The following is a 20888-nucleotide window of genomic DNA, read 5'->3' as shown; positions in this document are numbered from 1 at the left end:
GACTGAGTCCGAGGGCTCGCGCGCTCGCGCGCTCGGGTGCAGGATGTGACGCATGAGCGAGCCCTCGCCTGTGCCGGAATCGGATGCCGTCCTCGGGCGTCGCGCGCAGATCCTCGCGACCGAGCACTGGGGTCTGCTCGCCGCCAGGAGCACCGCCCAGAGCGAGGTGCTCACGCGCATCACGATCTTCCTCACCCTCGTCTCGGCGGGACTCATCACCATCGGACTGCTCGGTCAGGCATCCGACTTCTCCGACTGGTTCACGCCGGCGATGCTCGCGATCCTCGGTTTCCTCTGCCTGATCGGATTCATGACCGTGGTCCGGGTGATGAACGTGTCGGAGGAGGACATGATGTACGTCGTCGCGATGAACCGGCTGCGGGGCGCGTATGTCGATCTGGATCCGGGGATCGAGCCCTACTTCCTCGCCTCCGCGAACGACGACCAGGACGGGATGAAGCTGACGTATTCGTTCCTGCGCACGCGCAGTGTCAGCATCCTGCTGGGGAGCTCCGCCCTGCTGCTGTTCGTGGTGAACGGGTGCGTGTTCGGGCTCTCCGCAGGCGCGATCGTGGTCTCCTCGGGCGGAGCGATCGGGTGGGCGATCGCGACGGGGGCGCTGGTGGGGATAGCCCTCATCACGAGCCTGTTCCTCTACACGGGCTTGAGCTACCGAGGCACGTGGCAGAGGTATGAGCCGAGGCGGCTGTCGCCGCCCGGTCCCCCGCCGTTCCGGCGGCAGTGATCGCTCACGGGTAGGTTCCCGGCGCGAGCGGCAGCCGTTTCGTGCCGAGGCTCCCCATCACCCAGCGGTCGAGCCGCTCGTAGGCGATGTCTCTCGCGTCCGCACGCGACAGGAAGATGTCGTGCAGAGCGCCGGGGATCCGCTCGACGGTGACCGAGGCGCCGAGGTTCAGCGCCGCACGCGCGATGTCGTCGACGACCAGGACGGTGTCGGCCCGGGTGAGCTCGTCCGACCAGCGCGTCGGCACCGCGGACTTCTCGGAGAGCAGCACGCAGACCGGGGCCTCGATGTGCAGCCCGCTCGCCACGCGGGTGTGCCCTGCGAGGATCGCGTACAGCCACCCGCTGTGCACCGCCATTGTCTGCTCGGGCCGCCACTCCAGATTCACCTCGAGCGGTGCATCGCGCACTTCCCGCTGCGCTCGCGTGTAGAAGCCCATATCGACCTGCGGGAGAGTGTCCATGGGGCGCAGGCGCGCCCGCAGTCCGACCATCGGCGCGACCGCAGTCCGTGTCATCGCGCTCAGCTGGAACTCGAGCCACGGGCTGTTCAGCACGACCGCCACCGCGGCGCCCGGGTGGTCCGAGGCCCACAGGCTGAGGATCAGTCCGCCCGTGGAGTGGCCGACCAGGACGAGCCGGCGCGCGGGAGGCGGGCCGTCCAGCGGCCTCCCCATCGCACCGAGCGCCGCCGCGATGTCTTCGTCGTACGTCGTCAGATCCGTGATGTAGCCGGGCGTCTGACCGGGGCGCAGGCTGCGGCCGTACTTGCGCAGATCGAGCGCGTAGAAGTCCGCGCCCCGATCGGTCCAGTACTTCGCGAGGCTGCGCTGGAAGAAATAGTCCGACCACCCGTGGATGTACAGCACGTCCACGTCGTGCAGCGGCCGCCGGTCGCCGAGCAGGTCCGACAGCACCGAACGATGTGCGAGCGAGCGGACGATCGTCGCGACGACGGGCCCCTCATCGTCGTCGCCGAGCGGGAGCGTCTGCTGCTCGAAGGGCTCCCCCAGCACGTCGGGTTGCCACAGCTCAGCCATGCGCTCAGCCTAGCCAGCGGGCCGGCCAGCACCGGGTGCCGTAGACGGCGTCGGCGGCCGGGGATACTGTCGCCTCGATGAGCACCGCGACATCGTTGCCGAGTCCGCGCAGGGTGCAGGGCACCTACTACACGCTGATGCTGGGCAACACGCTGGCCGCGTCCTTCATCTGGGGCATCAACACGCTGTTCCTGCTCGATGCCGGTCTGTCGAATCTGGAGGCGTTCGCGGCCAACGCGTTCTTCACCGCCGGGATGCTGATCTTCGAGATTCCCACCGGAGTCGTCGCTGACACCGTCGGGCGCCGCGCCTCGTACCTCATCGGCACCGTCACGCTGGCCGTCACGACAGCGATGTACTGGCTGCTGTGGGTCTGGCATTCGCCGTTCTGGGCGTGGGCGATCGTGTCCGTGCTGCTCGGACTCGGGTTCACCTTCTTCTCGGGAGCCGTCGACGCCTGGCTCGTCGATGCGCTCAAAGCCACCGGCTACCAGGGCAGCCTGGAGGCGGTCTTCGGACGCGCCCAGATCGTGGGAGGCGTCGCGATGCTGTCGGGCTCGGTGCTCGGGGGCGTGATCGCGCAGGCGACCAACCTCGGTGTTCCGTTCGTGATCCGCGCGGTCGTGCTCGTGGTCATGTTCGTCGTGGCCGCGCTGCTGATGCACGACATCGGGTTCACACCCGAGCGCGGTGAGAACCCGATCAAAGCCACGCGCACGGTGTTCCGCGCGTCCGTCAAGTACGGCCTCGGCAATCCGCCCGTGCGCTGGCTGATGCTCGCCAGTCCGTTCACCGCGGGCGTCGGGATCTACGTCTTCTACGCGCTGCAGCCCTACCTGCTCGAGCTGTGGGGCGACGAGGAGGCGTACACGGTCGCCGGGCTCGCGGCGGCCCTGCTGTCGGGCGCTGCGATCCTCGGCGGGGCGCTGGCACCCTGGGTGCGCAAGCTCTTCCGCCACCGCACGTCGTCGATCCTGCTGGCCACGATCTCGAGCGCCATCGTCCTGCTCGGACTCGGCCTGGTCCGCAACTTCTGGGTCGCGATCGTCCTCGTCGCGGTGTGGGGCATCGCTTCCGCCATCGACGACCCGGTGCACCGGGCGTACCTCAACGACATGATCCCCTCGAAGCAGCGCGCCACCGTGCTCTCATTCGACTCGCTGATGGGCTCGGGCGGGGGCGTGGTGTTCCAGCCGGTGCTCGGACGCGTCGCGGACGTCGGCGGGTACGGCGCGTCGCTCATCTGGAGCGGCGTCATCTCGGCGGTCGCCATCCCGTTCGTGCTGCTGAGCCGGGCGCAGCACTCGCCCGCCGACACCGCGCACGATGTCAACGAGGACGAGGCGACCGACGAGTCGGAGCCGTCGACGCAGGGCTGACCGGCTATTCGCCCCGCGAGACGTCGATCATCTCGTGCCGTGGCACGACCTTGATGCGTGCGCGCCCGTGCGGAGACCCGAGGCCGATCTCGTGCTCGTCGAGCCGATGCCAGCCGGTCAGGTCCGTCCAGCGGACCCCGCGCGACTCGAGCAGCGCGGGGATCGCATCCTCCGACGGGTCGATCGGCTGCCACCACGAGCCCTGGTCGTTGATGATGTGACGCACGGTCTCCATCGCGTCGGATTTGGTGTGGCCGATCAGGCCGACAGGCCCGCGCTTGATCCATCCGGTCGCGTACACGCCGGGAACGCGGTCGTTCGAGTCCTTGCGGAGCGCCTGCCCCTCGTGGTTCGGGATCACACCGTGACGCTTGTCGAACGGCACACCCGGGAGCGGCGATCCGAAGTACCCCACCGCCCGGTAGATCGCCTGGATCGGGACCTCTCGGATCTCCCCGGTCCCGACCACGCCGCCTTCGCCGTCCGGGCGCGTGCGCTCCCACCGGAATCCGGCCACTCGCCCGTCGTCGCCGGCGACCACGCCGAGCGGCTTCGCGTAGAAGTGCAGGTGCAGGCGACGGGATGCCTCTCCCCCGGCGTTGTTGATGGACGGCCGCTTGCGCCAGGACTGCAGCACGCGGTCGATCACCATGACCTGCTTGTTGCTGGCGATCGCGGCTTTCGAGGCGTCGTCGTAGTCGAAGTCCTCGTCGTACACGACCATGTCGACGTCACGGAGCTCGCCCAGTTCGCGCAGCTCGAGCGGCGTGAACTTGACCTGCGCCGGACCACGGCGGCCGAACACGTGCACATCCGTCACGGCACTGGCCTGGAGGCCGACGTAGACGTTGTCGGGCACCTCGGTCGAGAGCAGGTCCTCGGCATGCTTGGCGAGCATGCGCGACACATCGAGCGCGACGTTGCCGTTGCCGATCACGGCGACGGATTCCGCGTCGAGCGGCCACTCGCGCGGAACGTCGGGGTGTCCGTCGAACCAGCTGACGAAGTCCGCGGCGCCGTACGAGCCGATGGCGTCGATGCCCGGGATGTCCAGGCCCGCGTCGCGCACGGCGCCGGTTGCGAAGATCACGGCGTTGTAGTGGCGCTTGAGGTCCTCGAGCGTGATGTCCTCACCGAATCGGACGTTGCCGAACAGACGGATGTCGCCGCGATCGAGCACCTCCCGCAGTGCGGTGATGATGCCCTTGATGCGCGGGTGGTCAGGCGCGACGCCGTACCGGACAAGGCCGTAGGGTGCCGGAAGCTGCTCGAACAGGTCGATCGACACATCGAACTTCCGCTCCGCTTTGAGCAGGATGTCGGCAGCGTAGATGCCCGCCGGGCCTGCACCGACGATGGCCAGCCTGAGCTTGGTCATGAGGGTCCTTTCGGGAATTGCGAACGTGCCGAGCCGGTCCCAGAGTCAGTCGGAGGGCTGCGACCCGTGAGATGTCAGCTGGATCGGTCCGCGACGGCCTGGGCGAACCGCGTCAGCGCTTCGCGGACCGCGCCGTCGGGGAGGGGCGCGAGCGCCTCGACGGCCTCGTTCGACCACGCGTGCGCGAGGTCGAGAGTCGCCTTGGTCGCCTCGTGCTCGCGCAGCTCGGCGAGCTCGGCATCCAGGATCGCCGGATCGGCGCCCTCGGAGATGCGCTCCACGCCGTCGTCGATTCGCGCGCGAAGGGCCACGGATGCCGCGTCCTCGCGCTGTCCGAGGACGAGGTACGGCATCGTCGGCACGCCGGCGCGCAGATCCGTACCCGGAACCTTGCCGGTCTCATCGGGGTCGTCCGAGAGGTCGATCACGTCGTCGAGCAGCTGGAAGGCCACCCCGACCTTCTCGCCGAACGTGACGAGCGGCTCTTCGTACTCTGCCGGGCCGTTGGAGAAGATGATGCCGGACTGTGCCGCCGCGGCGATGAGCGAGCCGGTCTTGTCCGCGAGCACCTTGAGGTAGAACGCGACGCGATCCTCCCCGTCGGCAGGGCCCACGGTCTCGTGCATCTGGCCGAGGACGAGGCGCTCGAACGTGTCGGCCTGCAGGCGGATCGCGCGATCGCCCTGGCGGGCCATGATCTGGCTCGCGCGCGAGAACAGCAGGTCTCCGGTGAGGATCGCGACGCTGTTGCCCCACACGGCATGCGCGCTGGGGATCCCGCGGCGCTTGTCGGCAGCATCCATCACATCGTCGTGGTAGAGCGTGCCGAGGTGGGTCATCTCCAGCGCGGTCGCGCCCTGGATGACGCTTTCGTTCGCACCGTCGCCGAGCTGAGCGGTGATGAGGGCGAGCATCGGCCGCACCCGCTTGCCGCCCGCGTCGTATAGGTAGCGGCTCGCCGCATCGGCGACCTGATCGGCCACGCGGAGCTCCCGCTCCAGCGCGCTGTCGACCTCGGCGAGGCCGGCTTTGACCGCCGATTGGAGTCTGCGGGACCGCGGCCCCGCGAATGTGCGGTCGGTGAGGCCCAGCTTGCCCGCGACCCGCGAGCCCGACGCTGAGGGAGTCACCCGACCAGCCTACCGGGGTCGGGACCCCTCACCCCTTCGGGGTGCGCGCGGGTCGCCGTGCGGCGGACTTCGTGCTCGGCGCATCCTCGGGCTTGGTCGCCCGGTGGAGTGCGACGATACCCATCGAGAGGTTGCGGTACGCGACGTCGGTCCATCCGGCCTCGCGGATCCAAGCCGAGAGCGTGCGCTGACCCGGCCAGTCCCGGATCGACTCGTTCAGGTAGTCGTACGCGTCGGCGTTGGAACTCACGGTCTTGGCGACCACCGGCAGGATCCGGTCGTTGTAGAAGCGGTACAGGCCGTTGAACGACCGCGACGGCGGATGCGAGAACTCGCACACCACGAGACGACCACCCGGCTTGGTCACTCGGAGCAGCTCTCGCAGAGCCTTCTTCGGGTCGTTCACGTTGCGCAGGCCGAACGACATCGTCACGGTGTCGAACTCGGCGTCCTCGAACGGCAGCGCGGTCGCGTCCGCCTGCACGAACGTCAGATTCGGGATGCCGCCGTCCGGTGAGCCGGAGCCGTGACGGCGCCGGCCCTCCGCGATCATCCCGGGTGAGAAGTCCGCGGCGACCACCTGCGCGCCGCTCCTGGCGAGCGCGACCGAACTGGCACCTGTTCCCGCAGCCAGGTCGAGGATGCGCTGGCCGCTGCGGGGCGCGACGGCGCGCGTCGTCGCAGCCCGCCACATGCGGTCGTTGCCCATGCTCAGCACAGTGTTCGTGCGGTCGTAGTTCTTCGCGACCTGATCGAACATGCCGCTGACCCGAGCCGGGTCCTTGTGCAGGTCGGCGCGGTTGTGCTCGTGGTCTGCGTTCACTCGTCGAGTCTAGGCTCGGGCGGTTCGAGTGCCGCCAGTCGCTCCAGCCAGGCATCCGGCGTCGCGTCGTCGAACGGTGCGATGCCGCCGCGAACACGCCGCTCGAGGTCGATCGCGAGCGATTCGAGCCGGTCGACGATCTCGAGCGGGTAGCCGTATGCGACCCGATGCTCGTCCCACTCATCGCGGTCGTCGATCCAGATTCCGCGACCGTCGACGGCGTGCACGACATCGAGGTCCATGTCGATGCCCGTCGGCTCGAGGCCGCCATCGCTCTCGCCCCACCGCACATCCCAGCCGAGGTCGATGTAGACGCGGTAGGTCGCGGGCGGTGCGACGTTCACAGTCATGGCGTACAGGCCGCTGGGCGGCATGAGGGTCACATTCGGCCCGTCGACCAGATAGTCGCGTTCGGGTCTCGTGCTGCGCCAGCCCGCACGCTGGCCGAACCAGTCGCCCCATTCATCGCTGCCGAGGTATACGCACTCGTGCATCCAATGCGGACTGCCATCCCACTTGCGCCACCGGAACAGCATCCGCGTCCCGGGTTCGGGTCGGATCGGCGGTGTATCGAGGGGATCGCTCATCACGGCTCAGTTTATGTCGCGCCCGCATCGACCCGGCTCGACTCTAGGCTGGATGGGTGACCGACCCGCAGGGACTGCCGACGCCGCGCCTGCGGGCCGTGACACGCGAGGTCGACGCCATCGACGATGTGCTCACGTATGCGACTGCATCGCAGCCGCTGTACTGGAGCCGTCGCGGCGATGCGATCGCCGCGTTCGGAGAAGCCAGTGCCTTCGCCGGCACCGGCGGCATCGCCGGGCTCGGATTCGGTCCGCGCTGGCGGGCCCTCGCGGCCGCCGCCGAGATCGACGATCCGGTCGGGCTGCCCGGCACCGGCCTGGTCGCGTTCGGCGCGTTCGCATTCGATGCGGGCTCGCAGGCGCGCAGCATCCTCCGCGTTCCCTCGGTCATCGTCGGGCGGCGCGGCAGGCGTTCCTGGGTCACCCGCATCTCCCGCATCGATGCACCCGGCGATGCGCCCGACACCCGGCCGGCGCGCACGGAGTACGGACCGTACTGGTCGGCGACGCTCGGCCCGGGCGCACTCGATCCCAGCGCCTATCAGGCCGCGGTCCGCGGCGGCCTCGCGGCGATCGCCGCGGGCGAGGTGAGCAAGGTGGTGCTCTCGCGTGAGCTCGCCGGTTCGGTCCCCGCGGGATCGGATCTGCGCCGACTGGCGCGTGCGCTGGCATCGGGGTACCCGGACTGCTGGACCTTCGCCGTCGACGGCCTGATCGGCGCGAGCCCCGAGACGCTGGTCACGGTCTCGGGAGGCACGGTCACGGCTCGCGTGCTGGCCGGGACCGCGCCGCGTGGCGCCGACGCGGATGCCGACACGGCCGCATCCCTCGGCCTGGCCACGAGCGCGAAGGACCAGGACGAGCACCTCTACGCCGTGCAGAGCGTGCTCGCCTCCCTTCGTCCGCACACCAGCGCGCTGGCCGCGAGCGAGCAGCCCTTCACCCTGAAGCTGCCGAACGTGTTCCACCTCGCGACCGACGTCGAGGGCGAGTTGAGCGACGGATCGTCCGCCCTCGATCTCATCGCAGCGCTCCATCCGACGGCGGCGGTCGCCGGAACGCCGACAGATGCCGCGCTGGAGGTCATCCGCCGTCTCGAGCCGTTCGACCGCGGACGATACGCCGGTCCGGTCGGCTGGGTCGACGCTCACGGCGACGGCGAATGGGCGATCGCGCTGCGCTGCGCCCAGTTCGATCTGGACGGATCGGGCTCCTCGAGTCGGATCCCGCTGCGGGCGCATGCCGGAGCCGGCATCGTCGCCGGGAGTGACCCGGAAGCCGAGCTGCTCGAGACCCGTGTCAAGTTCCGCCCCATCGTGGATGCCCTCGCATGACAGGTCCGATTCCTGTGCTCCCGACCCGCGGCGATGCCGTGCTCACGAACCTGCGACTCGTCGATGGAGTCGACCCGACACCGCAGGACGGTCTCGCGGTCGTGGTGCGTGACGGGGTGATCGCAGACATCGTCGCCGCCCACGACGCGCCGACCGATGGGGTGGGCGGGGTGATCGATCTCGGTGGCGCCCACGTCATGCCGGGGCTGATCAACATGCACACGCATTTCTCGCTGTCACTTCCCGGGGCGGGCGGCGATGCCGTCAGCGCGCTCGACCCGCACGAGCTCGCGCTCTACATGGCCGATGGTGCGCGCCGCACGCTCCTGTCGGGCGCGACGACGGTGCGGTGCGTGGCGGAGAAGGGCGGGGCGGACTTCGCGCTGCGTCGCGCGATCGAGGCCGGACGCGTGCCGGGACCGCGCATCTTCACGGCAGGCCGGGGCCTGTGCTGCACGGGTGGCCACGGGCACGACACCGACGACACCCTGGAGTGCGATGGGGCGGATGCGTTCGCGCGCGGCGTGCGCAGCCAGATCAGAGCGGGCGCCGACCTCATCAAGATCATGATCTCCGGCGGCATCGCCGGGGAGCACGAGCAGATCACGACCCCGCAGCTCACCCGCGACGAGATGGCCGCGGCCATCTCGACCGCCCACTCCTGGGGTCGCAAGGTGACGGCGCACGCAGGACCCGCCGCGATCATCGCCGAGGCCGTCGAGCTCGGGCTGGACTGCGTCGAGCACGGGTACGAACTGACCCCCGACGTCGCCCGATCGATGGCCGAGCGCGGGGTGTCGCTCGTCCCGACGCTGGTCGTGACCCGGGCCGGCGCGTTCTTCGATGATCTCGGCGTGCCGGCCTGGATGCAGGAGCGGTCGCTCGGCGCCGGACCACGGCATATGGAGTCGTACCGGTACGCCCTGGAGGCGGGCGTGGACGTCCTCCTCGGCAGCGACATGCCGCCGTTCTGGGACTTCGAGGGCACGAGTGCCGTCGTGCGCGAGCTCGAGCACATGCAGGCAGGGGGACTCGCAGCGCCCGACGTCGTGCGTGCGGCGACCGCGGCGCCTGCTCGATGGCTCGACGCCGACGACCGCGTCGGCACGGTCCAGACCGGTCGGTTCGCCGATCTCATCGCGATGCCGGGCGATCCGACCGCCGGCGTCGATGCACTGCGCGGCATCGACTTCGTCATGAAGGGCGGGGTTGTGGTGCGCGACGACGAGGGGCGCGCCCGATGAACCGACAACCGGACGACAGCGGTGCTTCCCCGGCGGATGCGGCGGCGACCGCCGACGGGGCCCGCACCGAGCTCTACGACCTCCGCGTGATCGTCGAGCGCATCGAGGGCAGGTCGGTGTGCGGGATGAAGGTCGGCGATCACATCGATCTGGTCGAGAGCAGCAGACTGTGCCTGCCCGACGGCGGTCACTTCTGCATGTACGCCCTCCAGGCCGTGATGCCGCTCCTGCCCGCGAAGCAGCGTCGGCTGCCGCCCGGGGACTGGCTCGAGCGGGACGACCTCGTCGCCTGCCCCGACCCCGACGAGCGGCTCATCATGCGCATCGTGCGCACCGGCTCCCGATCCATCGCCACCGACGAGCTCACGTGAGCAACCCGGTCCGGATCTCGCTCGGGCTGCAGACCGACAAGTCCGTCGGGGAGTACGCACGTCTGGCGGCACTGGCCGAAGGGCTCGGCTTCGACGGGGTGAGCGTCTTCTCCGACCTGCTCTATCAGCCGCCCGTCGCGGCGCTTCTGGAGATGGCGGGTGCCACCTCGCGCATCACCCTGGGCTGTGCGTGCTGGAACCCCTACACCCTGCATCCGTACGAGATCGCAGGCCAGTTCGCAACGGTGGATGCCGCATCCGGAGGGCGGGCGTATCTCGGTCTCGCCAAGGGGTCCTGGCTCGAGGCGATCGGCCTCGAGGCGCCGAAGCCGATCGCGCACCTGCGCGACGCCATCGGCGTGATCCGGACCCTGCTCGACGGCGAGGGCCGCGGGTACGACGGCTCCGTGTTCCGCGTCGAACCCGGCACGCGGTTGCGCTATCCCGTGCGGCGCTCGCAGGTGCCGATCCTGATCGGATCGTGGGGACCGCTCGGGATGGCGCTGGCCGGCGAACTCGCCGACGAGGTGAAGATCGGCGGCAGCGCCAACCCGGCGATGGTCGCCGTCGTCCGCGCGCGAGTGAAGCGGGGCCTCGAGCGCGCGGGCCGTCCGGCGGACGCCGTGGGCGTGGTGCTCGGAGCCGTGACGGTGGTCGATCGGGACGGCGACCTGGCCCGCGCTCATGCGCGTCGCGAGGTTGCGATGTACCTGGACGTGGTGGCCGCCCTGGACCCGACCGTCGTGCTTCCCGATGACCTGCTTCCCGGCATCCGCGCCCGCCTCGCCGACGGCGACTCAGATGCCGCCGGGCGGCTCGTGCCGCGCGACGTGCTCGATCTGTTCGCGTTCTCGGGCACGCCGGCGGATGTCGCGGCGCAGGCGAACCGTCTGATCGAAGCCGGCGCAGACCGGATCGAGTTCGGAACGCCGCACGGCATCGACTCCGGCGAAGGCATCGAGCTGCTCGGCCGTGAGGTGCTCCCCGGGCTCGAGCGCTGAGTCAGCCGCCGAGCAGCTGTGCGCGCAACGGCTCGAGCCCCATCGGCCCCAGCGCGAGCGCGTCGCGGTGGAACTCGCGGAGCGAGAATTTCTCGCCGTCCGCGGCCGCCCGCGCGGCCCGCGCGTCGTTCCACAGCCGGGCGCCGACCTTGAACGCGAGCGCCTGACCGGGCCAGCCAAGGTAGCGGTCGACCTCGAACCCCGCGAGGTGCGGCTCCACGAGGGCGAGATCGACGAGCATGCGCTGCGCGAGTTCCGGTGACCACGTCGCCTCGGAGACGAGCGGGTTCGGAGGGATCGGCCAGTCGGTGTGCAGCCCGATGTCGGCGACGATGCGCACCGACCGCCAGATCTGGCCGAGCACGAGTCCGAGGCGCTCGGCCGGGTCGCGGATCAGTCCGAGCTCGTCGGCGAGCTGCTCGGCGTAATGCGCCCATCCCTCGGCGTATCCGTGGATGTGGCACAGATGGCGCTGCCACGGATGGAGGTCGGGGGAGGAGGCGGTCACGACGAACTGCAGATGGTGGCCGGGCAGCCCCTCGTGGTGGACGCTGGTCACCTCCTGCCAGGTCGCCGCCACCGGTACGCCGCTCGGAATCGTCCACACGATGCGGCTCGGCACCGAGCCGTCGGGCGGAGCCGGGGTGTAGTAGACGACGCCGGTGGACGCCTCGGCGACGACGCAGTCGACGTTGCGGATGCCGGCAGGGAGGTCGAAGGCTGCGTGCAGGGCCTCGGTCGTCTCGTCGACGCGCCGCTCGAGCCACGCGCGGATCGCATCGACCCCGTCCAGCCGGTAGCGCGCATCCTCGTCGAGCAGTCTCGCGGCCGCCCGGACCGGATCACCGTCAGTGCCGCCGCCGAGGCCCGCGGCCAGATTGCGCGCCTCCGTCACAAGGCGCTCGAGCTCGGCCCAGCCGTACGCGTAGGTGTCCATCAGATCGATGCGCGCGCCGAGCATGGCCGCCGCGAGATCGGCATACACCTCGGCGCCGACCCCGTCGACGGTGGGCGCGACCGGTCTGAGCTCGTCGCGCAGGACCCCGATCAGGTCCGCGAGTGCGACGTTGGCGGCATCCGCGGCGCGGCGCACGCGTGCCCGGGTCTGCGCGTCCACGGCCCCGGCGATCGGGACCGAGCCGAACCAGTCCGCGTCCACCCACACCTGCACCTGGTCGGCGAGGGTGTCGAGCTGGCGCACCGGCGCGACGCCCGTGCCGCTGAAGCGATCCGCGGCATCCCGCGACCACCGCAGCGCGTCGATGTACTGTGCCACCCCGCTCGGAACTGCCTCCAGCCGCGCGACGAGCTCGTCCCCGGCGGCGTCGGCGGTCACGGTGAGGCCCTCGATCGCGTAGCGGATCAGATGCACCGGCGTTGCGAGACCGGCCACGAGACGGGGCGTGAAGCCGGTGTCGAACAGCAGCCGCTCCCGCTCGAGCCGCTCGCGCAGCGCCGCCCGCAGGGTCGGGTCACCGGCCTCGGGCGGAAGTGCATCGAGGGCCGAGAGCGCCTCCCCCTGCAGGGCGTACTTCCGCTGCAGCCATTCCGGGCCGATGTCGGCGAGCGGACCGGGCGACGGGAGGCCGGCGGCCTGCGCCGCCTCCGGCTCGTGAGCGGCGAACTCTGCGACGTACAGATCCGCGATGCGGCGGACGGGGTCGGTGGTGCGGATCACCGACCCAGCCTACGCACGCCGCCCTGCCGCTCAGACCGAGCGCTGGTAGGCCCGGATCGACCGCACGGCCCAGACGAACGCGAGCGCCGTGAGCACCGCGAGGCCGCCGGCCTGCCACCAGCCGTACTCGGGGTACACGCCGGTCAGTCCACCGCGGCCGAGCTCCACCGCCCACGTCATGGGGTTCCAGCGCGCGACGTTCTGGACCCACTCGGGCATCAGCGCCGCCGGCATCATCGCGGTCGAGAGGAATGTCGCCGGCAGCACGATCAGCTGCGACAGGCTGATCAGCGCGATCTGGCTGCGCGTGACCAGCGCAACGGCGCTGGATGCGCAGCAGAAGATCGCAGCGAGAAGCGTCGCGACGCCGAGCGCGACCAGCATCCCGCCGATTCCGCCCGGATAGCGCGCGCCGCCGAGCCACCCGATGCCCAGCACCACGAGGGACTGGGCGAGGCTGATGATGAGCTGCTGTGCGAGCTGACCCGAGATGATCGCCGATCGCGAGATCGGCGAGGTCAGGTACTGGTCCATCACCCCGGAGTTGATGTCGTCGATGTACCCGGTGCCGGCCCACGCACCCGAATACAGGACGGTCATCATGAGGATGCCGGGCACCAGGTAGTCGATGTAGCCGTCGCCGCCGACCTGCGGGAGCGCGCCGAGGGACGCGAAGACCTGGCCGAACAGCAGGATCCAGATGATCGGCTGGATCAGCGACATCACCGGCCCCCAGGCCTGCCGCATGCTCGAGATCATCCAGCGACGGAGCACCTGGCCCGCCTGCGTGAACCAGCCGGAGCGGGTCGGCGCGGCCACCGCGCGCGGATGGGCGATCGTGGTCATGCTGCTGCTCCAATCGTCGAGTCGGCGGTGCCCGAGGCTGTCGAGGCGTCGCCGAAGGTGTGACCGACGAAGTGCAGGTACACGTCGTCGAGTGTCGGGTGGGATGCCGATACCTGGCCGAAGCGGATGCCGGCGGCATCCAGCGCTCCGATCACGGCACCGACGGCAGCGGTCGCGTCATCCGTCCGCGCCGCGAGGACGCCGTCGACACCGGCGGCCTCGATGACCACATCGCGCAAGCCGCTGATGCCGTTGACGGCGGCGCGGACTGCGGCGGGGTCGGGTTCGATCAGGCTCACCCGCACGGAATCTCCGTGCAGCTGCGCCTTCAGCTGTTCTGGTGTGCCCTGCACCACCGCGCGACCTCTGTTCACCAGGAGGATCTCGTCGGCGAGCCGATCGGCCTCCTCCATGTAATGCGTCGTGAGCACGACGGTGAGCGCCTCCTCGCCCGACAGCCGGCGGATCTCCGCCCACATCGCCGCCCGCGCCTCGGGGTCCAGGCCCGTGGTCGGCTCGTCGAGGAACAGCACCGAGGGTCGGTGCACCAGCGCGGCCGCGACATCCAGCCGGCGGCGCATCCCTCCCGAATACGTGCTGACACGACGCCGGGATGCGTCGGCGAGGCCGAACTCCGCGAGCAGCCGGGTCGCCCGGGCTCTGGCATCCGTCGCGTTCATGCCGCGCATGCGCCCCGCGATCTCGAGGTTCTCCGCCGCGGTGAGCACCGGATCGGTGCTCGACCCCTGCGAGACGTAGCCGATGGCGGCGCGGACCGCGTCGGCCTCGCGGAGCACATCGTGCCCGGCGACCTGCGCCGTTCCGCCGGTGGGCGTGGACAGGGTGGTGAGGATCTTCGTCGTCGTGGATTTGCCGGCGCCGTTGGGTCCGAGCAGGCCGGACACGCGACCGGCCGGAACGGTGAGGCTCAGTCCGTCCAGCGCGCGGACCTCGGTCTTGCGACCGCGGCCGGTGTAGACCTTGACGAGGTCGGCGGCGACGATGGCGTCACCTGGTGAGCTGTTCGCAGGCATGGCGAACGTCCCTTCTGTTGAATCGATGTGTACGTGCGGGGAGGCCGGTCGGCGGCGGGCGCCGCCGCGAGCGATCAGGTCTTGCGGGAGCCGAACATCATGCGCGCCAGCACGAGCATCATGAGCGCGAAGCCGCCCACGAAGGCGAGCGGGGCCCACCACCATCCGACCGTGAAGACGAGCACGACGATCACGGCGAAGGTCACCGTCCAGATCACCGCGGTGTAGATGCCGAAGCGCGCCGCGGTCTCGGGCTCGTCCTCGAAGCGGTTGCTCGTGTGCAATGCGTCATGCTGCGCCTGACGCACCCAAGCCTTGTGACGATTGGTCTGCGACGCGGCGAGGAACGCGAAGAGGATGATCGAGGCGATAACGCCCAGCGCCGCGAAGACGACGCACCACAACGGCAGGGCGCCCAGCGCCACCATGCCAGCGAATCCGAGTCCATACGAAGCGAGCAAGGTGGCGAGGAAATAGCCGCCCGCCCGGTTGGGCGGCATCGGATGATTCGTCGTGGTCTCCTGCGAGAGAGCGTCACCGACCACCAGGCCCAGCCCGGTCGACGCGAAGCCCATCAGCCCGATGATCGCTCCGATGGGCAGGGGCAGCACGCCAGTCGCTCCGAGGATCGCGAGCGTCATCCCCACGATGAACGCGAGCGACCACACGACCACACGCACCACGAAGCCGACCTTGGGGCGCACGCGGTGACGCAACTGCATCGCGGCGTAGGAGTCGGGGGTCCTTTCTGCCGTCGTTGCGGGTCCGTCGAGCAGTTCGCGCACGTCGCCGAGTTCGGCGATGGCCTGCTGGGCGGCATCCGTCGACGATCGACCGGAGGTCTCCAGCTCGGCGACCCGAGCCACCAGGTTCGCGCGGATCTCCTCCTTCAGGTCCTGCGCGTCGGGCGTCATCTCGACGCCCGCGAACGCCTCGTCCAGGAGGCGGTGGATGTCAGTGCTCATTGGTCTGGTCCTTCACGTCGAGAAGCGAGTCGATGATGCGCTTGGTGGCGATCCACGCGGACACGTTGCCGCTGTAGACGGCTCGACCTGCGTCGGTGATGCGGTAGTACTTGCGCCTGCCGCCCTGCGTCTCGTCGCCCCAGTAGGACTCGACGAGGCCGTCCTTCTCGAGGCGGCGGTAGGTGGCATAGAGCGTGGCTTCCTTGATCTCGTGATCCCCGCCCGTTGCGTCGCGGATCGACTTGTAGATCTCGAAGCCGTAGCGGTCGCCGCGGCGCAGCACCCCGAGCACGATCGTGTCGGTGTGCCCCCGCAGCAGATCGGCTGCGAACGCGTCGTCCTGTGTCATGCCAAGTACTGTATCACATCAAGTACTTGCTCACACAAGAAACGGGGCTCCCGTCGCCGAGCCCATACCTTCCCCGCGAGCCCATGCGCTCAATGGCCCCGGAGCGTATGGGGTCGCGAGCAAGGTGAGGGTTCGCGAGCGGAGGGGGGATGCCGGGCCTAGGTCGCGCGGAGAGCATGGGTTCGCGAGCGGAGGAGGGGGATGCCGGGCCTAGGTCGCGAGGAATGTGATGGTTCGCGAGCGCAGTGGACGGTCGCCGGGCCTAGGTCGCGGCGAGGCGCTTCTTCTCGGCCTCGACGTCGAACGTCGCGATCGGCCACTGCGGGTCGATCTCGCGCAGGGCGCCCAGCAGCAGATGCTGGACGGCCAGCCGCGCGTACCACTTGCGGTTGGCGGGAACCACGAACCACGGCGCGTCCTCGGTCGAGGTGCGCTCGAAAACGGTCTGGTAGGCATCCATGTAGTGCGGCCAGCGAGCGCGCTCGTCGACGTCGCCGGGGTTGTACTTCCAGTGCTTGTCAGGGCGCTCGAGCCGTTCCATGAGCCGGGCGCGCTGCTCGTCGTACGAGATGTGCAGCATGACTTTGACGATGCGCGTCCCGGCATCCGTCAGTCGCTTCTCGAAGTCGTTGATCGCGCCGTAGCGCCGCTCGATCTCCGCGGTCGGAGCGAGCGAGCGCACCTTTCCGATCAGCACGTCCTCGTACTGCGACCTGTCGAACACGCCGATGAAGCCGGGCTGCGGCACGCGCTTCTCGACCCGCCACAGGAAGTCGTGGGCGAGTTCCTCGTCGGTGGGCTTCTTGAACGCCGTGAGCATGATCCCCTGCGGGTCGACGGACCCGACGACGTGGCGGATGACCCCGCCCTTGCCGGCGGAGTCCATCGCCTGCAGCACGAGCAGCACCGACGCGTTCGACGCCGCGTTGCGACTCTGCGCGAACAGGCGTTCCTGCAGTTCGTCCAGGTCGCCGGCCCCAGCGGCGAGGTCTTCGACCCCGGCATCCTTGCCCGCGTCGTACCCGGGGGTCGAGTCCGGATCCACGCCGGAGAGCACGAAGTCCCCGCGCGCACGCAGCAGCTCGGCGACCTCGCCGGTCCAGTTCTTCTCGCTGTTCTGGGTCATGGTGCCCATCATGGCGGATGCCGAACTCAGCGTGGCAGAGGAACCTCGATGAGCTGTCGGCCGCCGACCGGGGCCGTGAGCACCTGATCGAGGGCGGCGCGAGTGGTCACGCGCGTGTACTCCCACCCATAGGCGAGCGCGAGATGCTCGAACCGGGTCGTGTGCGGCGTGAAGAGCACGCGGTCCATCGCCTCGGGGGTCGCGACCTGGGAGACTTCGAGGTCGTCGAAGATCGTGCCACCGCCGTCATTTCCGACGATCACCTGGATCCGCGGTTCGTCCTCGGTCGGCGGGATGAGCATTGCGCCGACGTCGTGCAGCAGGGCGAGGTCGCCGAGCACGACCCTCGTCACGCCGGGCCGGTCGCCCGTCTGAGACGCGAGAGCGATCCCGGTCGCGGTCGCGACGGTGCCGTCGATGCCGGCAAGCCCTCGGTTCGAGTGCACCGGCACCTTCTTGCCGCCCAGCAGCGCATCGGCGACGCGCACGAGCCGCGACGAGCCGAACATCAGGCGATCGTGGGGCCAGGTGGCCCGCCACACGGCGTCCACGAGCGCAGCGCGATCGAGCGGCGCGCGGATCGCGGCGAGTTCGGCCTGGATCGCCCCCAGGCGCTCCGCGGGAACCGCTGAGGCGAGGCCGTCGGCGTCCGGCGCAGGTGGAGCGAGGTCGACGGATGCCGCGCGCGAGGCCTGCATCCACGCTCCGAGCCACTCGCGATCGATCTCTCCGGTATCCACGGCCACGGCATCGAGGGCGGTCGTGACGCCGTTGAGGTTGAGCGGCTCCCCCGGTCCGCGCACGGCGAGCACCTCGACGTCGGGATCCGTCAGCAGCGCGGCTGACTCCCGGCTCAGCGTGGGATGCCCGAGCACGACGGCGCGCTCGACCCGGCCGCCGAGCTCCGCATCGGCCAGCAGACCGCGGTAGCCGTGGACCAGGTTGCGGCCGAATCGGGCGCCGCTCACGATCTCGGCGATCAGAGGCCAGCCGCCGAGGTGCGCCAGCGTCTCGGCATCCGGGCCTGCGTCGGCACCGGCGATCACGACGGTGCGTGGTCCTCGGGCGAGGACGTGCGGCAGCTCATCGGGCTCGATCGGCAGGTCCGCTTCCCCGATGCCACCGCCGCCCTGGTAGAGCGCACCGGACACCTCGTCCTCGACGCTCTCTTCGACCGGAGCCGCATCCGGATCGACATCGGCGACCGCGGAGAGCTCCGCGGTCGGCATGCCCAGCCAGTTCGGCAGGTCACCGCCGAGCGGCTCGCGGAACGGGAGGTTCAGATGCACCGGTCCGGGGGCGCGGGTGCCCTCGCCGAGCGCGGCGGCGAACGAGTCGGCGGCCACCTGTCGCAGCATCAGGCTCTGCTCGCCGTCGCCTTCCGGGTCCGTCGTCTCCGGGACCGGCAGGTCTGCCTCCAGGCGAGTGCTCGGGGTGAACATGCCCAGCTGACGGGTGGTCTGGTTCGCGCCGACGCCGCGCAGCTCGGGCGGACGGTCGGCCGTGAGCAGCAGCAGAGGGACTCCGGCGTGGTGCGCCTCGAGTGCCGCCGGCAGCAGATTCGCCGCCGCCGTTCCGGATGTGCAGATCACGACGGCAGGCGTGCGCGTCTCGCGTCCGATCCCGAGCGCGGTGAAGCCCGCCACCCGCTCATCGATGCGCACGTGCAACCGCACCGCGCCACGGCGCTCGAGCTCTGCCGTCACGAGCGCGAGCGCCTGCGAGCGCGACCCGGGACTGAGGACGATGTGCCGGATGCCGAGATCGACGAGCGCACCGAGGAGGGCGCCCGCCGCGTCCATCGCCGGGGACGCCGCGGCGCGAGGATCGACCGCCGCGCGCGCGGGGTCTGCGGCGCTGAGCGCCGGTCGGTCATCGCCGAGCGCGCCGAAGGAGTCGTCCTCGTCGCCCACGATTAGCCGACGGCGCCGCGCTGACCGCGCGTGTCGTCATCGCCGTCAGCGGGACGGTCCGTGCCTCGAGCGGGTGCATCCGAGGCGGGCCCTCCGGCAGAAGGGGCTCCGGTGGCGGGCGCGCCCGCGGCGGGCGTGCCGGCCACTGCGGCCCCACCGGGAGCGGTCCAGCGCGGGTCCTCGTCCTCGGCATCGAGGAGGGCGAGCTCTTCTTCCAGACGACGGATGCGTTCGTCCTGGTCGCTCAGCGTGCCGATCTTCTCGAGGAACTCCGGATCGTCGTCAGGGGCGCGGCGGGCGATGATGCTCGATCGGCGCACGCGACCGACGGTCAGCCAGAGCAGACCGCCGAGGACGGGCAGCAGGATCACGATGAGGATCCAGATCGGCTTGCTGACACCGCGATGGCGGGTGGCCGGCTGCACGCTGCAGTCGACGATGGTGTAGACCCAGAAAGCGGTCAGGACCAGCGCCAGAATAAGCAGCACTCGCGTCACGGTTCCATCCTAGGCGCGCATTGCGCGCCCGGTCCCGCCTGTGACCGGACCGAGACGCCCGGCGATCTACCATTGAGGAGTGAAAGCCCGCTCCGCCCTCGTCTACACGGTGCTGAGGCTGCTCGCATTCCTCGTGCCGTTCGGCATCCTGATGCTGTTCCCGATCTTCCGCGAGCTCTACTGGCTCGCCGCGATCTTCGCGGCGCTCATCGGCCTCAGCCTGTCGCTGCTGTTCCTGCGCCGGCCCCTGACCGAGGTCACGAACGGGCTCGCACAGCGTCGCGCCGACGCCAAGGCGACGACCAGCGACGAGGACGTGGAGGATGCCGCGGCCACCGCGATCGCCGAGGAGAAGCGGTCCAGCGACCCCTCCTGAACGACGGGGGCTTCAGCCGATGAACGCCCACAGCAGGAAGGCGCCGAACGCGACCGACGTCAGCGACGTGAGACTGAGGGCGACGATGAGCTCCTTGGGCACACGGTAGGTCCACACGATCAGGATCGCCGGCAGCGCGGCCAGCAGCGCCAGCAGCGTGAGCCACGCGATCGGGTAGAACAGCGCCAGGTACGCCGCGATGAGGAACGGTGCGAGCACGAACACGGTGAACAGGATCCGGGTGCCGCGGCGGCCGATCAGCACCGTGAGCGTGCGCTTGTGCGCGGCGCGGTCCTGATCGATGTCGCGGAGGTTGTTCGCCAGCAGCACGGCGCACGCCAGGAGCCCGGCTCCGACGGCGCCGAACCACGCCTCCTGCGGCACGGCGAGCACCATCACGAATGTCGTGCCGGCGGTGGCCACGAGCCCGAAGAACACGAACACGAAGAGCTCGCCCAGCCCGTAGTAGCCGTAGGGGCGCTTGCCGCCGGTGTAGAACCATGCGGCGAGGATGCACACCGCGCCCACGATCAGCAGCCACCACTGCCCGCTCCGGATCACAAGGGCCAGGCCCGCGACCGCGGCGATCCCGAAGAACAGGAGCGCGGCGGTGAGCACCGCCCGCGGGGACGCCTTCCGCGAGGCGGTGAGGCGCGCAGGGCCGACCCGGTGATCGTCCGTGCCCCGGATGCCGTCGCTGTAGTCGTTCGCGAAGTTGACGCCGATCTGCAGGCTCACCGAGACGATCAGGCAGAACAGCGCGATGACCCAGTGGAACAGCCCGTCCACGATCATCGCCGCGCCCGTGCCGATCAGGATCGGCGTCAGGGCGAGGGGCAGGGTCCGCAGCCGGGCGGCACCGATCCAGTCTCGCGCCGTCGCCTTGTCGACGTGCCGGGGGTCGCGCGACTCGCGCACCTTCTGCGGATTGCCGCGCGGGGGCTGCTTGCGAGGACCGGGGTGCTTGCGCTTCTTGCTGGGGGTGCCTGCCACGAGGACACATCCTACGGCGTGAGCAGCGTTCGCCCGCGCCGCGCAACCCCCTGGCCGACATCCTGCGATGAGCCGAGAAT

Annotated in this window: 21 protein-coding genes; 7 read left to right on the top strand and 14 right to left on the bottom strand. The window is 70.1% G+C overall.

All coding sequences use genetic code 11. The features are described 5' to 3' along the window. Positions 1 to 52 precede the first annotated feature (52 nt). A complete protein-coding gene (locus BM349_RS15535) occupies positions 53 to 745 on the top strand; it encodes a hypothetical protein (protein WP_091708044.1) in 693 nt (230 codons plus the stop codon). A gap of 4 nt (positions 746 to 749) precedes the next feature. Here BM349_RS15535 and BM349_RS15530 read toward each other — a convergent pair whose 3' ends face one another. Continuing rightward, a complete protein-coding gene (locus BM349_RS15530; protein ID WP_091708042.1) occupies positions 750 to 1784 on the bottom strand; it encodes an alpha/beta hydrolase in 1035 nt (344 codons plus the stop codon). 77 nt (positions 1785 to 1861) lie between these two features. Between BM349_RS15530 and BM349_RS15525 the strand changes: the two genes are divergently transcribed. Continuing rightward, on the top strand, positions 1862 to 3163 hold the full coding sequence (locus BM349_RS15525) for an MFS transporter (RefSeq protein ID WP_091708040.1): 1302 nt from the start codon (positions 1862 to 1864) through the stop codon (positions 3161 to 3163). Positions 3164 to 3167: 4 nt separating this feature from the next. Here the strand turns inward: BM349_RS15525 and BM349_RS15520 are convergent, their stop codons facing one another. The 4 genes from BM349_RS15520 to BM349_RS15505 all read right to left on the bottom strand — a co-directional run bounded on the left by BM349_RS15520 (position 3168) and on the right by BM349_RS15505 (position 7081). Next, positions 3168 to 4541, bottom strand: coding sequence for an FAD-dependent oxidoreductase (locus BM349_RS15520; protein ID WP_091708038.1), 1374 nt, complete (start codon positions 4539 to 4541; stop codon positions 3168 to 3170). A 74-nt stretch (positions 4542 to 4615) separates the two neighbouring features. Further along, positions 4616 to 5671, bottom strand: a complete 1056-nt coding sequence (locus BM349_RS15515; RefSeq protein ID WP_091708036.1) for a polyprenyl synthetase family protein — start codon at positions 5669 to 5671, stop codon at positions 4616 to 4618. A gap of 28 nt (positions 5672 to 5699) precedes the next feature. Beyond that, the gene (locus tag BM349_RS15510) at positions 5700 to 6494 is read right to left on the bottom strand and encodes a demethylmenaquinone methyltransferase (RefSeq protein WP_302848257.1); all 795 of its coding nucleotides are present in this window, start codon (positions 6492 to 6494) and stop codon (positions 5700 to 5702) included. Next, the gene (locus BM349_RS15505; RefSeq protein WP_091708034.1) at positions 6491 to 7081 is read right to left on the bottom strand and encodes a DUF402 domain-containing protein; all 591 of its coding nucleotides are present in this window, start codon (positions 7079 to 7081) and stop codon (positions 6491 to 6493) included. Before BM349_RS15505 ends, BM349_RS15510 begins: the two co-directional genes overlap by 4 nt. 56 nt (positions 7082 to 7137) lie before the next feature. Between BM349_RS15505 and BM349_RS15500 the strand changes: the two genes are divergently transcribed. From BM349_RS15500 to BM349_RS15485, 4 genes are read left to right on the top strand one after another with little or no spacing between them, the layout of a single operon-like run. Then, a complete protein-coding gene (locus BM349_RS15500; RefSeq protein ID WP_254773935.1) occupies positions 7138 to 8415 on the top strand; it encodes an isochorismate synthase in 1278 nt (425 codons plus the stop codon). After that, positions 8412 to 9659, top strand: coding sequence for an amidohydrolase family protein (locus tag BM349_RS15495; protein WP_091708032.1), 1248 nt, complete (start codon positions 8412 to 8414; stop codon positions 9657 to 9659). The genes BM349_RS15500 and BM349_RS15495 overlap by 4 nt, the downstream gene beginning before the upstream one ends. Then, on the top strand, positions 9656 to 10030 hold the full coding sequence (locus BM349_RS15490) for a TIGR04076 family protein (RefSeq protein ID WP_091708030.1): 375 nt from the start codon (positions 9656 to 9658) through the stop codon (positions 10028 to 10030). The genes BM349_RS15495 and BM349_RS15490 overlap by 4 nt, the downstream gene beginning before the upstream one ends. After that, complete coding sequence (locus BM349_RS15485) at positions 10027 to 11031, top strand: LLM class flavin-dependent oxidoreductase (protein WP_091708028.1); 1005 nt, start codon at positions 10027 to 10029, stop codon at positions 11029 to 11031. The genes BM349_RS15490 and BM349_RS15485 overlap by 4 nt, the downstream gene beginning before the upstream one ends. 1 nt (position 11032) lies before the next feature. Here the strand turns inward: BM349_RS15485 and BM349_RS15480 are convergent, their stop codons facing one another. The 8 genes from BM349_RS15480 to BM349_RS15445 all read right to left on the bottom strand — a co-directional run bounded on the left by BM349_RS15480 (position 11033) and on the right by BM349_RS15445 (position 19439). After that, positions 11033 to 12709, bottom strand: a complete 1677-nt coding sequence (locus BM349_RS15480; protein ID WP_091708026.1) for a DUF885 domain-containing protein — start codon at positions 12707 to 12709, stop codon at positions 11033 to 11035. 30 nt (positions 12710 to 12739) lie between these two features. Continuing rightward, positions 12740 to 13555, bottom strand: a complete 816-nt coding sequence (locus tag BM349_RS15475) for an ABC transporter permease (protein ID WP_091708024.1) — start codon at positions 13553 to 13555, stop codon at positions 12740 to 12742. Then, on the bottom strand, positions 13552 to 14589 hold the full coding sequence (locus tag BM349_RS15470; RefSeq protein WP_091708022.1) for an ABC transporter ATP-binding protein: 1038 nt from the start codon (positions 14587 to 14589) through the stop codon (positions 13552 to 13554). The genes BM349_RS15475 and BM349_RS15470 overlap by 4 nt, the downstream gene beginning before the upstream one ends. 74 nt (positions 14590 to 14663) lie before the next feature. Then, on the bottom strand, positions 14664 to 15554 hold the full coding sequence (locus tag BM349_RS15465; protein WP_091708020.1) for a permease prefix domain 1-containing protein: 891 nt from the start codon (positions 15552 to 15554) through the stop codon (positions 14664 to 14666). Then, on the bottom strand, positions 15544 to 15903 hold the full coding sequence (locus tag BM349_RS15460; RefSeq protein ID WP_091708016.1) for a PadR family transcriptional regulator: 360 nt from the start codon (positions 15901 to 15903) through the stop codon (positions 15544 to 15546). Before BM349_RS15460 ends, BM349_RS15465 begins: the two co-directional genes overlap by 11 nt. A 262-nt stretch (positions 15904 to 16165) precedes the next feature. Beyond that, entirely contained in the window at positions 16166 to 17029 is an 864-nt protein-coding gene (locus BM349_RS15455; protein WP_091709415.1) for a PPK2 family polyphosphate kinase, read from the bottom strand. 26 nt (positions 17030 to 17055) lie between these two features. Beyond that, positions 17056 to 18831 carry a 2-succinyl-5-enolpyruvyl-6-hydroxy-3-cyclohexene-1-carboxylic-acid synthase gene (menD, locus tag BM349_RS15450; protein WP_091709412.1) on the bottom strand — a complete coding sequence of 592 codons (1776 nt, stop codon included), beginning with the start codon at positions 18829 to 18831 and terminating at the stop codon, positions 17056 to 17058. Positions 18832 to 18944: 113 nt separating this feature from the next. Continuing rightward, entirely contained in the window at positions 18945 to 19439 is a 495-nt protein-coding gene (locus BM349_RS15445) for a PLD nuclease N-terminal domain-containing protein (protein WP_091708013.1), read from the bottom strand. 79 nt (positions 19440 to 19518) lie between these two features. On the opposite strand from BM349_RS15445, the gene BM349_RS15440 reads away from it, so the two are divergent. After that, positions 19519 to 19815, top strand: coding sequence for a DUF4229 domain-containing protein (locus BM349_RS15440; RefSeq protein WP_091708011.1), 297 nt, complete (start codon positions 19519 to 19521; stop codon positions 19813 to 19815). Between the two features lie 12 nt (positions 19816 to 19827). Here BM349_RS15440 and BM349_RS15435 read toward each other — a convergent pair whose 3' ends face one another. After that, entirely contained in the window at positions 19828 to 20808 is a 981-nt protein-coding gene (locus tag BM349_RS15435) for a 1,4-dihydroxy-2-naphthoate polyprenyltransferase (protein WP_091708000.1), read from the bottom strand. Positions 20809 to 20888 lie beyond the last annotated feature (80 nt).

It is taken from the genome of Microbacterium sp. cf046, from assembly GCF_900114345.1.
Lineage (GTDB): Bacteria > Actinomycetota > Actinomycetes > Actinomycetales > Microbacteriaceae > Microbacterium.
Note: the sequence above shows the minus strand (reverse complement) of the source record. Positions and strands in the feature narration are given on the sequence as shown.

Excerpts from the sequence above, each read along its gene's own strand:
- BM349_RS15535 (WP_091708044.1), top strand. The coding sequence starts at position 53 with ATGAGCGAGCCCTCGCCTGTGCCGGAATCGGATGCCGTCCTCGGGCGT.
- BM349_RS15530 (WP_091708042.1), bottom strand. The coding sequence starts at position 1,784 with ATGGCTGAGCTGTGGCAACCCGACGTGCTGGGGGAGCCCTTCGAGCAG.
- BM349_RS15525 (WP_091708040.1), top strand. The coding sequence starts at position 1,862 with ATGAGCACCGCGACATCGTTGCCGAGTCCGCGCAGGGTGCAGGGCACC.
- BM349_RS15520 (WP_091708038.1), bottom strand. The coding sequence starts at position 4,541 with ATGACCAAGCTCAGGCTGGCCATCGTCGGTGCAGGCCCGGCGGGCATC.
- BM349_RS15505 (WP_091708034.1), bottom strand. The coding sequence starts at position 7,081 with ATGAGCGATCCCCTCGATACACCGCCGATCCGACCCGAACCCGGGACG.
- BM349_RS15495 (WP_091708032.1), top strand. The coding sequence starts at position 8,412 with ATGACAGGTCCGATTCCTGTGCTCCCGACCCGCGGCGATGCCGTGCTC.
- BM349_RS15490 (WP_091708030.1), top strand. The coding sequence starts at position 9,656 with ATGAACCGACAACCGGACGACAGCGGTGCTTCCCCGGCGGATGCGGCG.
- BM349_RS15475 (WP_091708024.1), bottom strand. The coding sequence starts at position 13,555 with ATGACCACGATCGCCCATCCGCGCGCGGTGGCCGCGCCGACCCGCTCC.
- BM349_RS15470 (WP_091708022.1), bottom strand. The coding sequence starts at position 14,589 with ATGCCTGCGAACAGCTCACCAGGTGACGCCATCGTCGCCGCCGACCTC.
- BM349_RS15465 (WP_091708020.1), bottom strand. The coding sequence starts at position 15,554 with ATGAGCACTGACATCCACCGCCTCCTGGACGAGGCGTTCGCGGGCGTC.
- BM349_RS15460 (WP_091708016.1), bottom strand. The coding sequence starts at position 15,903 with ATGACACAGGACGACGCGTTCGCAGCCGATCTGCTGCGGGGGCACACC.
- BM349_RS15455 (WP_091709415.1), bottom strand. The coding sequence starts at position 17,029 with ATGACCCAGAACAGCGAGAAGAACTGGACCGGCGAGGTCGCCGAGCTG.
- menD (WP_091709412.1), bottom strand. The coding sequence starts at position 18,831 with ATGGACGCGGCGGGCGCCCTCCTCGGTGCGCTCGTCGATCTCGGCATC.